The organism is Corallococcus sp. bb12-1 (assembly GCF_026626765.1).
Classification (GTDB): Bacteria; Myxococcota; Myxococcia; order Myxococcales; family Myxococcaceae; genus Corallococcus; species Corallococcus terminator.
In genome coordinates this window covers 60218-77281 of the sequence record NZ_JAPNJZ010000021.1, presented here as the reverse complement: position 1 = coordinate 77281, position 17064 = coordinate 60218, and the positions used below count along the sequence as shown (strand labels likewise).

At 70.8% G+C, this 17064-nt stretch carries 13 protein-coding genes; 6 read left to right on the top strand and 7 right to left on the bottom strand.

Going from position 1 to position 17064, the window contains the following annotated elements:
- Positions 1-10 precede the first annotated feature (10 nt).
- The 4 genes from OV208_RS26310 to OV208_RS26295 all read right to left on the bottom strand — a co-directional run bounded on the left by OV208_RS26310 (position 11) and on the right by OV208_RS26295 (position 2785).
- Complete coding sequence (locus OV208_RS26310; RefSeq protein ID WP_267576651.1) at positions 11-676, bottom strand: ATP-grasp domain-containing protein; 666 nt, start codon at positions 674-676, stop codon at positions 11-13.
- Between the two features lie 215 nt (positions 677-891).
- The gene (locus OV208_RS26305; RefSeq protein ID WP_267576650.1) at positions 892-1803 is read right to left on the bottom strand and encodes an SDR family NAD(P)-dependent oxidoreductase; all 912 of its coding nucleotides are present in this window, start codon (positions 1801-1803) and stop codon (positions 892-894) included.
- A 54-nt stretch (positions 1804-1857) separates the two neighbouring features.
- Entirely contained in the window at positions 1858-2463 is a 606-nt protein-coding gene (locus tag OV208_RS26300; protein ID WP_267576649.1) for a TetR/AcrR family transcriptional regulator, read from the bottom strand.
- 79 nt (positions 2464-2542) lie between these two features.
- On the bottom strand, positions 2543-2785 hold the full coding sequence (locus OV208_RS26295; RefSeq protein ID WP_267576648.1) for a PKD domain-containing protein: 243 nt from the start codon (positions 2783-2785) through the stop codon (positions 2543-2545).
- A 155-nt stretch (positions 2786-2940) separates the two neighbouring features.
- Here OV208_RS26295 and OV208_RS26290 point away from each other — a divergent pair, with 155 nt between their 5' ends.
- Both OV208_RS26290 and OV208_RS26285 read left to right on the top strand, forming a co-directional pair.
- Complete coding sequence (locus OV208_RS26290) at positions 2941-5238, top strand: thioredoxin domain-containing protein (RefSeq protein WP_267576647.1); 2298 nt, start codon at positions 2941-2943, stop codon at positions 5236-5238.
- A 2-nt stretch (positions 5239-5240) separates the two neighbouring features.
- Complete coding sequence (locus OV208_RS26285; protein ID WP_267576646.1) at positions 5241-6698, top strand: FHA domain-containing protein; 1458 nt, start codon at positions 5241-5243, stop codon at positions 6696-6698.
- Positions 6699-6713: 15 nt separating this feature from the next.
- On the opposite strand, the gene OV208_RS26280 is transcribed toward OV208_RS26285, so the two are convergent.
- The gene (locus tag OV208_RS26280; protein ID WP_267576645.1) at positions 6714-8063 is read right to left on the bottom strand and encodes an MFS transporter; all 1350 of its coding nucleotides are present in this window, start codon (positions 8061-8063) and stop codon (positions 6714-6716) included.
- Positions 8064-8568: 505 nt separating this feature from the next.
- On the opposite strand from OV208_RS26280, the gene OV208_RS26275 reads away from it, so the two are divergent.
- Positions 8569-9846 carry a lanthionine synthetase C family protein gene (locus OV208_RS26275; protein WP_267576644.1) on the top strand — a complete coding sequence of 426 codons (1278 nt, stop codon included), beginning with the start codon at positions 8569-8571 and terminating at the stop codon, positions 9844-9846.
- Entirely contained in the window at positions 9843-13073 is a 3231-nt protein-coding gene (locus OV208_RS26270; protein WP_267576643.1) for a lantibiotic dehydratase, read from the top strand. The genes OV208_RS26275 and OV208_RS26270 overlap by 4 nt, the downstream gene beginning before the upstream one ends.
- Before the next feature lie 6 nt (positions 13074-13079).
- Here OV208_RS26270 and OV208_RS26265 read toward each other — a convergent pair whose 3' ends face one another.
- The gene (locus OV208_RS26265; protein WP_267576642.1) at positions 13080-13376 is read right to left on the bottom strand and encodes a hypothetical protein; all 297 of its coding nucleotides are present in this window, start codon (positions 13374-13376) and stop codon (positions 13080-13082) included.
- A 120-nt stretch (positions 13377-13496) separates the two neighbouring features.
- Between OV208_RS26265 and OV208_RS26260 the strand changes: the two genes are divergently transcribed.
- Positions 13497-13943 (top strand): OsmC family protein, encoded by a 447-nt coding sequence (locus tag OV208_RS26260; RefSeq protein WP_267576641.1) that lies wholly within the window; start codon positions 13497-13499, stop codon positions 13941-13943.
- 141 nt (positions 13944-14084) lie between these two features.
- Positions 14085-15320, top strand: coding sequence for an acetyl-CoA C-acetyltransferase (locus tag OV208_RS26255; RefSeq protein WP_267576640.1), 1236 nt, complete (start codon positions 14085-14087; stop codon positions 15318-15320).
- 4 nt (positions 15321-15324) lie between these two features.
- Here the strand turns inward: OV208_RS26255 and OV208_RS26250 are convergent, their stop codons facing one another.
- A complete protein-coding gene (locus tag OV208_RS26250; protein ID WP_267576639.1) occupies positions 15325-17064 on the bottom strand; it encodes an Hsp70 family protein in 1740 nt (579 codons plus the stop codon).

The following is a 17064-nucleotide window of genomic DNA, read 5'->3' as shown; positions in this document are numbered from 1 at the left end:
GGGCGCGCGCCTACCGCCGCCACATCCGATTGCGCATGCACTCGGCCACCTCTTCGCGCAGCACCTCCGGGAAGCCGGAGAGGCCCGGCGTGTCGTTGCACTCGAGCAGCGTGTACCTGCCGTCCCGCGCCTGGAGGAAGTCCAGCCCCAGGATGTCGGCGCCCAGGTGCTGCATCGCGTGGCGAGTGTGCGCCGCGAGTTCCGGGGGTGGTTCGATGACGTGGTGCTTGCGCGTGTCGACGTTCGCCTTCCAGCCCGCCCCCTCGCGCGTCATCGCCCACATGTTCCCGCCGACCGCGAGGCAGCGCACGTCGCGCTGGTAGTCGATGAAGGGCTCGACGGCCGCGTAGTCGTCGGCCGCGAAGAGGAGGTCCGCGACCTCCGGCCAGTCCGCGTTGGTACGCACGAGCGCCTTGCCCAGCCCCGCATGGTGGTTGCCCACCTTGACGACGAACGGCGCGGGCCGCTCCAACCGGCGCAGCATGCCGTCCCCGATCGCGACGTCGAAATCAATGACGGGCAGTCCCGCCTCGCACATCTCCGCCAGCATCGACAGCCGGTCGTGGCAGCGCGCGAGCACGGACGCCGAATTGATGCAGGGCACCCCAGTGAGGCGGATGAGGTCCAACGTCGCGCGGTGCTTCGGATCCGGACGGATGGCGCCCCCCCCCTCCACAGTATGCCGTCCAGACGCGTGGCCGACTCGCGGTTGATGCACCAGAGCTCACCCCCGCGCAGCACCCAGGCACAGTCCTGGAGCCGCCGGGAGACCACGTCGCACTCCGGGAAGTAGGACTGCCAATACTGCTCGCCGTTGATGACCGCCAGGGTGGGCCGCATCCAGCCAGTGTGTCACGCCCCGGTCCTGTCCAGCCGGCCACGCCCGGCGAGTCAGCCCACCGCGCCCACGTGGGGACGCAGCAGGTCCTCGGAGACCGTCCAGAGGCGCTGGGCGAACGCGGCATCCTCCAGCAGCGGGTGTCCCTGGGCCACCTTGCAGTCCTCCCAATAGCCCCCCGTGATGCCGTCCACCAGGGGGTTCGCCGCGAGAAACGTCTGGGTCGCCGCGCCCTGCTCCACGGACCTCATGAACAGCCGGGCCACCGGAATGATGAGGGTGAACGGAAAGCCCATGCTCCGCGTGAGCGAGGTGCGCACCGCGCCCGGGTGCAGGGAGTTGACGAGGATGCCCCGGTCCGCGAGCCGTCGTGACAGCTCCCGCGCGAACAGCGAGTTGGCGAGCTTCGACTGACCGTAGAAGGCGAGCGGCTTGTAGCCACGATGCCCGTCCAGGTTGTCGAACTGGATGCCTTCGCGCGGCGCCTGATTGACGCCCGCGTCGCTGCTGACGACCACGATGCGACCCGTGCGCTCCGGCACCAGGTCCACCAGGCGGTTCACGAGCAGGAAATGCGCCAGATGGTTGATGAAGAACTGCTGCTCGACGCCGTAACGGAGCTCCAGCTTCGCGGGCGCCATCACCCCCGCGTTGGCGATGATGGCATCCAGCGGCCTGCCCAGTGCGCGGACCGTCTCCGCCGCGGCGACGACCGAGGCCACATCCCCCAGGTCGCAGGCCACCGGCGTCGTCGAACCCCCCGCCCGGGCGCACGCCTCCCTCGCCTGTTCAAGCGAACGCGCGAGCCCGATGACATGCCCGCCATGCGAGGTGAGCGCCCGCAGCGTCTCCGCGCCAAGGCCGGAGTTGCAACCCGTGAGCAGGAAGGTGCGCCCCTTCAAATCGAGCCCTTCGAGCACGTCGTTCGCCGTGGATCTGGCGCCAAAGAGAATGGGTTCAGTCATGGGCATGCGCCTTTCGTGCGGCAGGTGCTGGGGGAACGGCTTTCGGCGGGTGCGCTAGCGAGCCCGACGCAGCGGCGCGAACAGCATCCGCACCGCGACGGTGATGTGCTCGACGAAGACCTCGCGCGAGGTGCACGTATGCTTCCAGCCGCGCGCGGTGGCATGCAGCGTCCGCGCGAGCTGTGGCGCCGTGAGCCCGGCGGATGCGTAGACGGCCATCAACGGCGAGTCGGTGAACGCCCGGGCCAGGGCCTTCTCGAACCGCGCGTCGTGGTCCGCCAGGAGCGTGCCCGTGAGGGCACCACTGGTCTCGATGAGGTCCGAGGCGTCCCCCCCCATCTGTCCGAGGTAACAGCCCAGCCGCTCGTCGAGCGCGGCCACCAGCCGGGCCTCCAGCGGACGTCCGACCTCCGTCAGCGCCGCGAGCGCAGCCTCCAGGTGGGTGCCGAGCGCATGCTCCACCGCCGCACGGAACAGTTCCTCCTTGGTCGCGAAGTGCAGGTAGAGCCCCTGGCGGGACACGTCCGCCGCCCGGGCCACCTCCTCCATCGACGCCTTGCGATAGCCGAAGCGCGTGAAGACCCCGAGCGACGCCTCCAGCAGCCGGCGCCGCCGCGCGTCGTCAGGGGCCTTCGAGGGTGACTTCGGGTCCACGGCCATATGGTCTTATTTGACAATCTGATCATAGATTGTCAACTAAGACCAGATTGTCCATTCCAGGGAGGGAGTGCAGGCAGGCTCACTTCACGGTGAGGACCTGCGTGTCGGTGTTCTGGACACCCGTCCAGTCCGTCACGGTGAGGCTCGCGCGGTACGTGCCCTTCGCCGTGTAGCGGTGGGCCGGCCCCGGCCCGTCACCTTCGCGGCAGCCAGCGAGCCGCGGTGCACATCCATCTTGCGACTGGCCTGTCGCTCCAGTGCGAGCCCCAGCCCTCCTCGGAGAGGCGGCGGCTTCCACGAAAGCGGCGACAGGCCGGGACATGGGGGGCTCCAGGAGGAAGAAAAGGCCCCAGGGTGCCAGCCCGCCCCCGGCCAGCCCATGCGGGGCCGGAGGGATCTCCCTCCTGCCGTGACGCGCCGGTTGACGCGCGACCCCGGCGCCCGTCTTATCCGGCCTCCCCTTGAGCAGGAGTGGTCGTGGCAGGAGCGCCGGTCGAACTGACCCCGGACAATTACGAGGAAATCACCCAACGGGGCGGGGTGTGCGTGGTGGACTTCTGGGCCCCGTGGTGCGCGCCCTGCCGCGCGTTCGCGCCCATCTTCGAGGCGGCGGCATCGCGGTTCCCGGACATCACGTTCGCGAAGCTCGACACGGAGGCGCACGAGTCCCTCTCCGAGCCCCTGGACATCGAATCCATCCCCACGCTCATCGCCTTCAAGGACGGCGTGGAGGTCCACCGCGTCTCCGGCGCGCTGCCCGCCGCCGCCCTGGACGCGCTGCTGGGCCGGCTGGAGGCGGTGGACGTGGAGGTGATCAAGCGCCGCGCCGCCAACCGCAAGCGCACCGAGGAGGGAAAGCTCCCCGCGGGCGTCCCCAAGGGCGCGACGTGGGACGCGGGTGAGGCGGAGTGGTCCTTCGGGCCCACGGACCCCAAGGGCCGGCAGCACGGCACGTGGAAGTTCTGGCGGGCCGACGGCACCCTCTGCAACGAATGCATCATGAAGCACGGCACGCCGCAGGGCGTGTTCAAGCGCTTCCACGAAAGTGGCGAGGTGTCGCAGGAGGGCACCTTCGACAAGGGCCAGCTGCACGGCCCGCGCACCTGGTTCGCGTCCGAGCACTTCACCACCGAGCGCATGCACGAGAACGGCGTGAGCGAGAAGGTGAAGAAGACGGTGATGCTCTACGACCAGGGCGAGGTGCGGCAGGTGATGCACTTCGACGGCACCGGTCAGCGCGTGGTGCCCACCACCGGAGAGCCCTACCCCACCCGCCCGGCCCACCTTCCGGAGAGCGCGGAGCTGCGCGAGGACCTGGACCAGTGGGCGCTCGTGTCGCTCAACGCGGACGGGGAGCGCCACGGACTCGTGCGGTTCTGGGACCGCCACGGCCTGCTGCTCTGGGAGGCCGAGTACGAGGACGGCAGGCGCCAGGGCTTCTACCGCTCGCGCGCCGAGGACACCTACGCGGACTTCCGCGTCCACTTCGAGGAGGGCCAGGCCCAGGCGGACTTCGCCGTGGGCGAGTGGTCGCTGCTGGATGCGCAGCGCCAGGTCGTGCTCACCCGCGACCTGGGGCTGGCGCCAGACGAGAAGACGCTGGAGCGCTCGGAGGTGTTCTCCAACCTCGCGAGGAGCGCGGAAGGCTGGCGCGAGCTCGCGCGCAAGGCCCGCGCGGAGAAGCGCTACCGGGAGGCCCTGCTGGCCACGGCCCGCGCCTGCGCCACGTCGATGGACGTGCAGCCGCTGGTGGAAGGGCTGGAGCAGCTCACCCTGCCCCGCACCAAACCCTCCGCCCACGCGCTGGCGGTGTCGGTGGTGGAGGAGGCGGGCCAGCTGTGGGCGCCCATGGCGGACTGCCTCATGCGCGGCGGCGAGGCCTCCACGCTGCTCCGGGCCTATGCCGTCCTGTTGGACCAGACGGCCCGGCCGCGCGCGGCGCTGGACTTCCTGCACGCGGCGATGCTGCTCACCCCGGAGCGCAAGCCGTACCTGTTCACCCGCGGCCTCATCCTGTTGAACCTGGGGCTTGCGGATCAGGTGCGGCAGGACGCCGAGCAACTGGCGACGGTGGAGCCGGACACCGCCCGGTTCCTGAGCACCTACGCCCGGGCCCTGTTCCCGAAGTTCGACTTCTGGCCCGCCCAGGAGGCACCGCGCTGCACCTACGACGGCCTCCCCGACGGGCCCCAGCAACCGCTGGAGTCGGTCCACCAGGTGGTGCGCAAGTACGCCACGCGGCTCCAGGCGATGCGCGCGGAGCTGCTCCAGCGATTCAAGCCCGGCGCCCCGGTGTCATGGCTGCCGCCGGACCTGTCCGCGCTCCTGGGCGCGGGGCCCGTGAAGCTGGAGCAGTTCGAGATGGAGTTCGGGGACGACACGGTGGAGATCGACGAGACGCTGGACCTGTCGCAGGGTCTCGCGGACCTGACGCTCGTCATCCGGGGCGACTGGAGCGCGCTGACGTGGCTGCTGTGGGCGTGCGGAGAGAAGACGCTCCGGATGCCGACGCGGCTCGCTCCTCCCGCCGACTTCGGTCAGGGCGCGGGGCAGGCGTCGCAGCGGCTGTGGCAGAGCCGGGACCGGCGCGTCCGGGGCGGAGGGGGCTCCAAGCCCGGTGAGGGATTCCTGTTCGAGGACGTGCCGCTGGGCGACCTGCACCCGAACCTCGTCACCATCGCGGAGCGGCAGTACGCGGAGACGCAGGCGATGTTCTATTGGCTCAACGACTCGGACCATGTCTCGCCGTGGCAGAGCAATCTGAGGGGCAGCTAGTCATGAAGCGGATTCGTGAAACCATCGAGGTCGCGGAGCCCCTGTGGCGGGCACTGAAGCAGATGAGCCACGACCTGGACGTGGACCGGAATGCCCTGGTGGCGCAGGCCCTGTTCCTGCTCGCGCGGCAGAACGGCTACGTCGCGCCAACGCCCGTGTTGCTCGGGGCGACGGCGGCGCTCGCGCAAGCGATCCCCACGGAAGTCCCGGCCCTGGAGCCTCGGGCCAGCGAGCCCGTGGCCCGTCCGGCGGAGGCCGCCACCATCGCGCCCGCCCCTGCGCCCGTGAAGGGGACGGAGACCGTACCGGCCGCGCCTTCCGCGTCCCTGGGGGCACCGGCGAAGGCCGAGACCCCGGCGGAGACGGAGGCCGCCTTCGTGCGGAGCCGGATGCAGGAGGTGCTCGCGGCCGTGGACGCGGTCGTGCTGCCGCGCGAGGCGCCGGTGGCTTCCGACGACGACGAGGAGTCGGAGGAGGAAGCGAACGAAGAGGAGGCGTCGGACGAGGACGAGGTGTCCGACGATGACGGGGCCTCCGAAGAGGATGAAGCGTCCGACGACGACGAGGCATCCGAAGAGGATGAAGCGTCCGACGACGACGAGGCATCCGACGAAGACGCAGCAGCCGATGCGTCCGATGAAGACGCCGCTGCGAACGCCTCCGACGAAGACGAGGCGGACGAAGACGACGAACAGACCGCCGCTGAATCCTCCGACGAAGACCCGGCTACGGGCTCCGACGACTCGGACGACAAGGCCGGCAGCGCCTCCGACGACGAGGCGGACGAAGGTTCAGACGAAGCGGAAGACGACGACTCGGATTCCGACGTCGCCGCGGCCAACGGAGCCGACGCGGGCGCGGACGAAGCAGGAGACGACGCTGACGCTGCCGCGGCCATCGGAGCCGACGCGGACCTCGAAGCGGCGCTCGGATCCGAAGCAGGCGCGAGCGCCGACGACACGGGCGACGAAGCGGAGGACGAACAGGAGGAGCCCCCCGCCCCACCACCGGTCGCGACCCCTCCTCCTCGGATGAAGCCCACCCGAGGCAGGGTGGTCCCCGCCCCCGTTCCTGCGCCCGTGGAGGACGAGGACGACGTCCTGGACATCCCCACGGACGTAGGCAAGCGGTCCGACCCCGCCAAGGTCGTCAAGGCGCCCCCGAGGTTGGAGTTGTTCGTCCGCCTGTCGCCGGACGGTCCCGCCACGATGATGGACGTGGAGCGCTTCACGCTCGGACGCGGCCCGACGTGCAGCCTGGTGGTGAAGTCCGGCAGGGTCTCCCGTGAGCACGCGGCCGTCGTGCGCGTGGGCAACGACTTCTTCATCGAGGACCTGGGTTCCTCGAACGGGACCTGGATCAACCATCAGCGCATCAAGCGCCAGAAGATCGCGGACGGGGACACCTTCAACCTGGGCACCGAAGCCGTGTACTTCTCCATGGGTCCCCGCGAGGACTGACCCCGCCGCCGTGGCTCAGGCCTTCCGCGGCGGGTTGCGGATGCCCAGGGCGGAGATGCCTCCGCCCAGGATGAGCAGGGCGGCGGTGGTGAGCATCACCCGGTGGAAGCCCGCGACATCCAGTCGCGGGCCCACGATGAGCCCCGTGAACGCGATGGCGATGAGCCCCGCGACCCGGGAGACGGCGTTGTTGATGGCCGAGCCAATGCCGGCCTGCTCGCTTCGGACGGACCCGAGCACCGCCGCCGTCAGCGGCGCGACCGTCATCGTCAGCCCCATCCCGAACACGAGGACGCCCGGCAGCATCTGCGTCCAGAAGTTCAACGGCGCGCCGACGTTGAGCATCAGCAGGAACCCCACGCCCGCCAGGCACGGCCCCACCGCCATGAACACCCTCGGCCCCAGACGTCCGGCGAGCCCGCCGAACACCGACGACAGCAGCAACATGAGGACCGTGGTCGGCATCAGCACCAGGCCCGCCGTCGTCGCGCGAAAGCCCCCCACCTCCTGGAGGAAGAGCGTGATGACGAACATACCCAGCGACAGCGCGCCATAGATGGCCGTGGTGGCGAGGTTGCCCACCCAGAAGTTCCGCTCCCGGAACAGGCCCAGTGGCATCATCGGATGCGCGGTGCGCTTCTCCTGCACCAGGAACGCGATGAACGAAGGCACGCCCACGCCCAGGGAGAGCAACACCGAAGGGTGCATCCAACCCACCTTCGCCTGTTCGATGAGCGCATAGACGGGGCCGCCCAATCCCACACACGCCAGGACGGCGCCCAGGACATCGATGCGCGCCCCCGCCGGCCGGGGAGGTTCCTCCAGCCGCGCGAGCAGCATCAGCGTCAGCGCGATGGGCAGGACGTTGATGCCGAAGATCCACCGCCAGCCCACGGTGTCCACCAGCAGCCCGCCCACCAGCGGCCCCGCGATGAACGCGCCGCCCGTCCACCCGGTCCAGGAGCCAATCGCCCGGGCCTGCTCGGGGCCGGAGAAGAAGGCCAGGATGAGCGCGAGCGAACCCGGCACCAGCAGCGCACCCGTGGCGCCCTGGAGCCCCCGCGCGAGGATGAGCACGGCCCCGGTGGGAGCCAGCGCGCACAGCAGGGACGTCGCGCCGAACCCCAGGAGCCCGAGCCGCAGGATGCGCTTGCGCCCAAACGCATCCGACAGCGAGCCCGCGACCAGCATCAGCGAGCCCAGGGTGATGAGGTACGCATCCACCACCCACTGCTGGAGCGTGAGGCCGCCGCCCAGGTCCCGGACCATCGCCGGCAGCGCGACGTTGATGATGGCCCCGTCCAGGAACGTCACGAGCGAAGCCAGGACGGCGATGGCCAGGACGAGCCGCTTTTGAGACGCCACGGTGCCCACCGACTCCTCCAGGGGAGTCCTCCGTCGGACTGGGAAGCGTACCGCGACAGGCGACTACCGGAAGGGAGGCTTGCGCTTCCCCTCCGGCAAGGACTCACGGACCCGGAGGCCCGTGAGGAACATCAGGGGTCACACCTCGGGCCAAACTCGGTGCAGTTGGGACTCGTGGCCTCCTTGAGTGCCTTCAACTCTCCGCCCGGATTGGACAGAAGGCGAACGGTCTCACGCTTCAGGCTCAGCTTCTGGGGCTTCTGCGGGGTCTGCTTGTCCATGACATCGCCTTTCGTTTCAATCATCGATGGCGCTACCTGGAAACAATGCGACGGCCTGCGGCCTTCAACACCTGACAAACATCGTCAGGCGTTCCCAGTCAAACACCTGTTTCCCAACCAAACAAGTGCTCCCCCGCTCAGCCCCCAAACGCCGAATTTCATTTCCCTGGGTCCCTGGGGGAATGAAGCTCCAGCGGCCCTTTCCAGAAAGCAGGAACAACGACATGCGAAGGACGCCCTCATGGAAACCCCTGCTGCAGGGCGTCGAGCACGCGGAAGCCCTGGCGGTGCTGGAGCCGCTCGTCGAAGCGCTGGCGCACGTCCGACCCACGCCTCCCTTCGCGGCTTCGCTCGCACGGGGGGCCGCGGGCCGCGCTGTGTTGTTTGACGCGCTCGCCCGGGCCCACGATGACGCGAGGCATCGCGCCACCGCGGAGGCTCTGCTGGAGCGCGCCACGGAGGCGCTGTCTTCCGAGACGCTGGGCCCCGACCTCTATGATGGCTTCACGGGCATCGCCTGGGCCGTCCAGCACGTGCAGCGTCCTTCGGAATCGCCGGACGCGGATCCGTTGACAGACATCGATGATGCGCTCGGTGACTTCCTCCAGACGCGGCCGTGGCCGCACCGCTACGACCTGGTGAGTGGATTGGTAGGCATGGGTGTCTACGCCCTGGAGCGCCTTCCTCGCGCCGGCGCCCGACACTGCCTGGAAGCGGTGGTCGCACGGCTCGGGGAGCTGGCGGAGCGGACGCCGGAAGGCCTGCGGTGGAAGACCGTGCCTGAGCACGTGGAAGAGCGGCTTCGCGAGGCGCAGCCCCTGGGCGGCTTCAACCTGGGCATGGCGCACGGCATCAGCGGAGTGCTCACCGTCCTCGGCGGCGCGGTGGCCTCCGGGGTCGAATCCGCACGCGAGCTGCTGCACGGCGGATGGACGTGGTTCATGTCCCGGCGCGGGAGTGACACGCAGTCCGCGCGCTTCCCCACGCGCGTGGACCTCCAACACGAACCCCTGACGTGGCCGCACCGTCCGGCGTGGTGCTATGGCGATCCAGGCGTGGCGCTCGGGCTGCACACGCTGGCGCGCGCCGTGGGCCACGCGGAGTGGGAGGCCCAGGCCCTCGCGCTCTGCCGGGAGTCCGCGCGGCGATGGACCGACGGCGGTTCCGTGGAGGATGGCGGCCTCTGTCATGGCGCCGCCGGACTCGCGCACCTCTACAACCGGCTCTTCCAGACGACCGGGGAGGCCGTCTTCGAAACCGCGGCCCGCTTCTGGTTCGCGCAGCTCATCACCGTGCACTGGCGGCCCGGCCAGGGCGTGGGCGGGTTCCGCACGCTGGAGCGCTTCGACGACGACACCGAAGGCTGGACCGACAACCCGGGCCTGCTCGCGGGCGCCACCGGCGTCGCCCTGGCACTGCTGGCGGCGACCTCTGCGGTGGAACCCACCTGGGACCGCATGATGCTCATGTCCCTGCGTCACCCCACCCCGGACGCGCCATGACATCCCCCCGCGCCTCCCTGCCGGGCTTCTCCCCTTCCGGCTTCTTCGTCCTGCGCACGCCGCTGCTGCCCTTCGACGCGCTGCGGGCCTGGAGCGAGGACCTGCATGCGGTCCGCTTCACGGAGGCCCCGATCGCCGAACAGGAAGCAGCGCTCGCGAGGGACCGCGCCCTGCTGCGCGACCGGCTGTCGGTGGCGATTGCCCGCCCGGAGGTGAGGGAGGCGTTGTTCCTCGCGTCCCCTTCGCTGGAGGAGCACCTGTCCGCGTGGACGAGCGCACCGGACGGTGACCATGGACAGAAGCTGGAGCGCACGCTGGTGCGCTACTGGCAGCGCATGGCCTCGCGCTCGACGCCCTTCGGCCTCTTCGCGGGCAACAGCTTGGGCACGCTCGCCGGGCCGACGCGGCTGGTGTTGTCCGCTCGCGAGTCGTACCGCCGCCACACGCGGCTGGACATGGACTACGTCGATGCGTTGACGGACCGGCTCGCCGCACTGCCCGCGCTGCGCGAGGCCCTGAGCTACCGCCCCAACTCCAGCCTCTACCGGGCCGCGGGACGGCTGCGCTACGCGGAGTCGCGCCGAGAGGGCGGCTCGCGCACCTACCAGCTCGTCGGCGTGGAGCCCACCGCGTACCTGGAAGCCACGCTGGAGCGGGCCCGAAGCGGCGCCTTACTCGCCACGCTCGTCCAGGGCCTGGTGGATGCCGACCCGGACGTGTCCTCCGACGAAGCCCGGGACTACGTGGACATGCTCGTGGAGCATCAGCTCCTGCTGCCAGAGCTGGCGCCGCTCGTCACCGGGCCGGAGCCACTGCGCGAGCTGCTCGCGCGCCTGGAGTCCGTGCCGGCGATGGCCGACACCTTCCGCGTCCTCCATCAGGTGCAGGGCGCGCTGACGGCGCTGGATGCCTCACCGCTGGGGGCGGCGCCGGCGCACTACCGCGCGCTCGCGAAGGACCTGGAGGCGCTTCCCGCCCCGGTCGATTCCAGCCGTCTCTTCCAGGTGGACCTGCGCAAGCCCGCCGAAGCGCTGACCCTGAGCCCCGCCGTGGTGGATGCGATGGCCCGGGGCGTGGCCCTGATGCACCGGCTGAGCCCGGCGTCGGATTCACCCACCCTGCGGCGCTTCCGCGAGGCCTTCGTCCGGCGCTACGAGGAGCGCGAGGTCCCCCTGCTGGAGGCCCTGGACGAGGACGTGGGGGTCGGCTTCGAACTGGCGAGTCCCGAGGCCGCGGAAGCCTCGCCCCTGCTGCGCGACCTGGCATTCCCCTCCCCCGCCGTGGAGGAACGCGTCGCCTGGGGCAAGGGCCTGGCGCACCTGAACCACCGGCTGTCGGAGGTGCTGCGCACGGGCGGTCCCCTGGAGCTGGACGACGCGGACCTCCAGGCGATGGAGAACCCGCGTCCCGCGCCACTGCCGGAGGCCTTCTCCGTGATGGCGACCGTGCTGGCCGCGTCCCAGGAGGACGTGGACGCGGGGCGGTTCCAGCTCGTGTTCGATTCAATGATCGGCCCCTCGGGGGCGGCGCTCCTGGGCCGCTTCTGCCATGGCGACCCGGAGCTGCTGCGTCACGTGAAGGCGCACCTGCGCGCGGAGGAGGCCCTGCATCCGGAGGCCGTCTTCGCGGAGGTGGTGCACCTGCCGGAAGGACGCGTGGGCAACATCCTCTGCCGTCCCGTGCTGCGCGAACACGAGCTGGTGTTCCTGGGACGTTCGGGTGCGCCGCCGGAGCAACAGCTCCCGCTCACCGACCTCTTCCTCTCCGTCCGGGGCTCCCGCATCGTCCTGCGCTCCGCGAAGCTGGGACGTGAAGTCCTTCCCCGCATCACCCATGTCCACAACTTCGGCCGCGCGCACCTGCGGCCCTACACCTTCCTGGGCACGCTCCAGCAACAGGGCGCAAGCCCCGGCCTGCGCTGGCACTGGGGGCCGCTCGCCAGCAGCGCGTTCCTGCCCCGGGTCACCTGCCGCGGACTGGTCCTCCACCGCGCCCGCTGGCGCCTCAAGGCGTCCACGCTCCAGGCGCTCGGGGAGCTGCGAGGCGCCGAGCGCTTCCGTGAAGCGCAGCGGTTGCGCACGCGCCTGGGCCTGCCGCGCACCGTGGGCCTGGAGGACCGCGACAACGTGCTGCCGGTGGACCTGGACAACGTGCTCAGCATCGACACCTTCGTCCAACTGGTGCGGCGCCAGTCGGAGGTGGTGCTGGTGGAGCTGCCCACCGACGAGGGCCTGTGCGTCCAGGGCCCCGAAGGCCGCTTCGTCCACGAGGTGGTGGTGCCCTTCGTGCGCGACGCACCGGCCATGCCCGCGCCCGCCGTGCGCCTCACGAAGCCCCCGAAACTGGAGCGCTCCTTCCCGCCCGGCTCCGAGTGGCTGTACGTCAAGCTCTACACCGGCACGGCGCTCGCGGACCGCGTGCTGACGGAAGCCGTGGCGCCCCTGGCCCGCGAGGCAATGGCCTCCGGGGCCGCGCACCAGTGGTTCTTCCTGCGCTACGGCGATCCGGACTGGCACCTGCGCGTGCGCGTCCACGGCGACCCGCGACGGCTGCACACCGAGGTCCTGGCGCGGCTCCATGACTTGCTGCGCCCGCTGCGACAGGAGGGACTCGTCCACCGCGTGCAGATGGACACCTACGAGCGCGAGGTCGAACGCTACGGCGGCGACGCGGGCCTGCCGCTCGCGGAGCGGTTGTTCCACGCGGACAGTGAGACGGCGCTGGAGCTGCTCGACGCGGTGACGGGGGACGACGGCGCGGACGCACGCTGGCGGCTGCTCTTGTGCGGCATCGACCTGCTGCTCACGGACCTGGGCTTCGACCTGGAGGGCCGCTGCCGGTTGCTCGCGGACCTGCGCCAGGGCTACGGCCAGGAGTTCCAGGTGGACAGCGCCTTCGAGCGTCGCCTGGGAGAGCGGTTCCGGACGCACCGCCAGGAACTGGAGTCACTGCTGTGGCGGCCGTGGCCTTCCGACGGGCCGCTCGCTCCGGGACTCGCCGCGCTGCGACGCCGCTCCGAACGACAGGCGAAGGTGGCGGAGCAACTGCGCGCGTGCGCCACGGAAGGCCGCCTGACCCAGCCCCTGGACCGCGTGGCCGCGAGCCTCGTCCACATGCACACCAACCGGCTGCTGCGGACCGCCGCGCGGGCGCAGGAGCTGGTCCTCTACGACTTCCTGCACCGGCTCTACACGTCCCGACAGGCGCGAGAGAAGAAGCGGACCTGAGCCCCCCTACCAGGCCGGTGCGATGACCCGCCACGAGGCCTTGCGGTCGAAGGAGCCGTGGCGGAGCACGTGCTGGAACGACGCGGTGCCCACCAACGGCAGGTCGGAGCCCTCGGTCCACACCAGCGTGGGCGTCCCCGCTCGCGGGCCCTGCGCTCCGTCCAGCGGACCGGAGCGCCCCGGGTCATGGGCGCCTCGCGTCTCGGGCTCGCACGACGCGCTTCCGTTCTCCTCCTCCGGTGAGGAATCTCCACATGCCAGCAGCGCGAGCAGGGGAAGGGTGAGCAGGCTCCAGGCATCCATTTCCCGTCCAACCCGGGATGCCCCAACAGGTTGCGCGGCGCCCTGCTTTTTTCCGGCCGCTCCGCTCCGAACGACCCGCCGGCCCCCCTGCTCCCGTATCCAGGACAGGAGGCCAACGTCATGGCACAGCCGCTGTACACCGGACAGGTCCGCACCGTGGGGGAGAGCATGGCCCGCAGCACCACGGAGGCCCAGGCGTTCAAGATCTTCATGGACGAGCCCGTGGAGCTGGGAGGCCTCAACGGCGCCCCCAGCCCGCTCGACTTCATCCTCGCGGCGCACGCGGGCTGCCTGAACTCCATGACCTTCTTCATCGCCCGCGAGCTGGGCATCCCCGTCACCGGCACCGACATCACCGTGCAGGGCTCCCTGAACCCCGCGAAGTTCGCCGGCACCCGCCTGGACGTCCGCGCCGGCTACCAGTCCCTCACCGCCACCATCCACGTGCGCGGCGGCGCCACCCCGGAACAGCTCGTGCGGCTCCTGACGGAGGTCGAGACCCGCTGCCCGGTGAGCGACAACCTCTCCCACGCCACCCCCATCCACCTGTCCATGAAGGCCGCATAGGTCCCCTCCCCCACGGCACGCTCCCCCGCGACGGGCCCGGCACCCTCACACGGTGTCGGGCCCGTCGTCGTTCCCACGGGCGGTTGCCTTGACATGTAAATTACGCGCGTAATATTACATTCAGAATCCAAGGAGCCGCGCATGACGACCAGCTACATCATCGACGCCGTTCGGACCCCGCGTGGGCGCGGGAAGATGGGCAAGGGCGCACTCACGGGGCTGCACCCCCAGGAGTTGCTCGCGCAGGCGCTCAACGCGCTCCAGCGGCGGGGTGGCTGGGACGCGCGCGAGGTGGGAGACGTCATCGCGGGGTGTGTCTCGCAGGTGAACGAGCAGGGCGCGAACATCGCGCGCAACGCGGTGCTGGCGGCGGGGTGGCCGCAGGACGTGTCAGCCGTGTCGCTCAACCGCTTCTGCGGCTCCGGGCTCCAGGCGGTGAACTTCGGCGCCATGGGCGTCGCCTCTGGCGCGATGGACTTCGTCGTCTCCGGCGGCGTGGAGAGCATGTCGCACCTGTCGCTGGGCGCGGACGGCGGCGGCCAGGACGGTGGCAACGTGCGCCTGCGGGAGCGCGTCTACCAGGTGCCCCAGGGCATCAGCGCGGACCTCATCGCCACGCTGGAGGGCATCACGCGCGAGGACGTGGACGCGCTCGCGCTGCGCTCGCAACAGAACGCGGCCCGTGCCATCGAGGAGAGCCGCTTCGCCAGGTCGCTCTTCGCGGTGAAGGACCCTGGCACCGGCGCCGTCCTGCTGGAGCGCGACGAATTCCCCCGCCCGGACACCAGCGCGCAGGGCCTGGCCTCGCTCAAGCCCGCGTTCGTCGCGATGGGCGACACGGTGGTGGGTCCGAACGGGGAGACGCTGGACGGCATCGCGCTCGCCGCCTATCCCCAGGCGAAGCGCATCCAACACATCCACACCGCTGGCAACTCCAGCGGCATCGTGGACGGGGCCGCCGTGGTGTCGCTGGCGTCCGAACGCTACGTGAAGGAGAAGGGCCTCAAGCCCCGCGCCCGCATCCGCGCGATGGCGACCCTGGGCACCGAACCGCTCCTCATGCTCACGGCCCCCGCGCCGGTGAGTGAGAAGGCCCTGCGCATGGCGGGCATGAAGGCCGGCGACATCGACCTGTGGGAGATCAACGAGGCCTTCGCCGGGGTTGTCCTCCAGACGACGCGCGCGCTGGGCATCGACCCGGACCGCGTGAACGTCAACGGAGGCTCCATCGCGCTGGGCCACCCGCTGGGCGCCACGGGCGCGATGCTGCTGGGCACCGCGCTGGATGAGCTGGAGCGCACCGGCAAGCAGACGGCGCTCATCACCATGTGCATTGGCGGCGGCCAGGGCATCGCCACCATCCTGGAGCGCGTGTAGCGCCTCAGCGCTCCTTGAGGTGGCGCACCATCGCGTTGAGCCGCTCGCGGATCTCTCCGATGCGCACGGGCTCCTGGGCCTCCAGGGCCAGCCGGAAGGCGGCGATGGCCGCTGCGAGTTCGTCTCGCAGCGGGCCCGTGAGCTGGACGAACAAGGCGTCCGCCCGCGCCATCGCGGTGGTGTTGGGCAGGGCGTCGCGCGGGTGCAGCTTGAGCGCGTTCATCCGCTGACGCGCCTCCTCCAACTGCTCCGGCGTCAGGCGGCCGGGGCGCTGTTCGATGACGAAGGCGGACTTGCGCCCGGTGGACACCACCGTCATCTCCACCTCCAGGATGCCGTTGAGGTCGTAGGAGAAGCGCACATCCACGGCCTGTTCGCTGGCGGGCGCGGGCGGCAGCCCCTGGAAGAGGTACTCGCCCAGCTTGACGTTGTCCTCACAGCGGGCGTGTTCGCCCTGGTAGACCTCCAGGCGGATCTCCCGCTGGAAGTCGCGGCTGGTGGAGTAGCGCTCCACGCGGCTGGCGGGGATGACGGTGCCGCGCTCCAGGATGGGGCTGAAGATGCCGGTGATGTGCTGCCGGCCCGCCTGCGCCGCGGTGGCGACGCCCAGCGTGAAGGGCGCCACGTCGGTGACGATGAGGTCCTCCACCGCCCGGTCCCCGCCCTTCATCGCGCCCTGCACCGCGGCCCCCAGCGCCACGGCCTCGTCCGGAGGCAGCTTGCGCAAGGGCAGCCGGCCGAACAGCTCCGCGCTCATGGCCGCCACGCACGGCATGCGCGTGGAGCCGCCCACCAGCAGCACCTCGTCGACGTCCTTCGCCTGGAGTGACGCGTCCTTCAGCGCCTGCCGGATGGGCCCCCGAACGCGCTCCAGCACCGGGGCCCAGGCGCGCTCCGCGTCGTCGCGGCTCAGCTCCAGGTCCACGGTCAACCGGCGGCCCGTCTCCAGCGGCAGGTCGGGCAGCACCAGCCGCGTGCGCTCCGCCGTGGAGAGCCGGCGCTTGACGCCTTCGCACGCCTCGCGGAGGCGGGACCACGCGGCGGCGTGTTCCTCCAGGTCCAGGCCCTGCTTCTCCCGCCACGCGTGCGCCACGTACCGCGCGAGCGCGGTGTCGAAGTCCTCGCCGCCCAGGCGCGCATCGCCCGCGGAGGATTGGATTTCGATGACGCCCTCGATGATCTCCAGCACCGTCACGTCGAAGGTGCCGCCCCCCAGGTCCAGCACCGCCACGCGCAGCTCGCGGTCGCGCTCGTGCAGTCCGTAGGCGAGCGCCGCGGCGGTGGGCTCGTTGATGATGCGCTCCACCTTCAAACCCGCGATGGCTCCCGCGTCGCGGGTGGCCTGCCGTTGCAGGTCGCCGAAGTAGGCAGGCACCGTCACCACCGCCTCCTCGACGGGCACGCCCAGGGCGGCCTCCGCGTCCCGCTTCAGCGAGCCCAGCACCAGCGAGGACAGCTCCTGCGGCGTGAAGGAGCGGCCCCCCAGGATGCGCGGACGCTCCAGGCCCATGTCGCGCTTGAAGGCCACCGCGCCGGACGTAGGGTCCAACACGGCGCGGGCCTTCGCGGCCGCGCCCACCAGCACTTCGCCGTTCTGCGTGAGGCCCACGGCGCTGGGGGTAAGCACCTCGCCCAGCGCGTTGGGCACCACGGTGGGGCGGCCGTCGCGCATGACGGCCACCAGCGAGTACGTCGTCCCCAGGTCGATGCCCACGATGGGGCTCCTGCCCTGACCGCCGCTCAT

Excerpts from the sequence above, each read along its gene's own strand:
- OV208_RS26255 (WP_267576640.1), top strand. The coding sequence starts at position 14,085 with ATGACGACCAGCTACATCATCGACGCCGTTCGGACCCCGCGTGGGCGC.
- OV208_RS26265 (WP_267576642.1), bottom strand. The coding sequence starts at position 13,376 with ATGGATGCCTGGAGCCTGCTCACCCTTCCCCTGCTCGCGCTGCTGGCA.
- OV208_RS26305 (WP_267576650.1), bottom strand. The coding sequence starts at position 1,803 with ATGACTGAACCCATTCTCTTTGGCGCCAGATCCACGGCGAACGACGTG.
- OV208_RS26300 (WP_267576649.1), bottom strand. The coding sequence starts at position 2,463 with ATGGCCGTGGACCCGAAGTCACCCTCGAAGGCCCCTGACGACGCGCGG.
- OV208_RS26250 (WP_267576639.1), bottom strand. The coding sequence starts at position 17,064 with ATGAGCGGCGGTCAGGGCAGGAGCCCCATCGTGGGCATCGACCTGGGG.
- OV208_RS26260 (WP_267576641.1), top strand. The coding sequence starts at position 13,497 with ATGGCACAGCCGCTGTACACCGGACAGGTCCGCACCGTGGGGGAGAGC.
- OV208_RS26285 (WP_267576646.1), top strand. The coding sequence starts at position 5,241 with ATGAAGCGGATTCGTGAAACCATCGAGGTCGCGGAGCCCCTGTGGCGG.
- OV208_RS26295 (WP_267576648.1), bottom strand. The coding sequence starts at position 2,785 with ATGTCCCGGCCTGTCGCCGCTTTCGTGGAAGCCGCCGCCTCTCCGAGG.
- OV208_RS26270 (WP_267576643.1), top strand. The coding sequence starts at position 9,843 with ATGACATCCCCCCGCGCCTCCCTGCCGGGCTTCTCCCCTTCCGGCTTC.
- OV208_RS26275 (WP_267576644.1), top strand. The coding sequence starts at position 8,569 with ATGCGAAGGACGCCCTCATGGAAACCCCTGCTGCAGGGCGTCGAGCAC.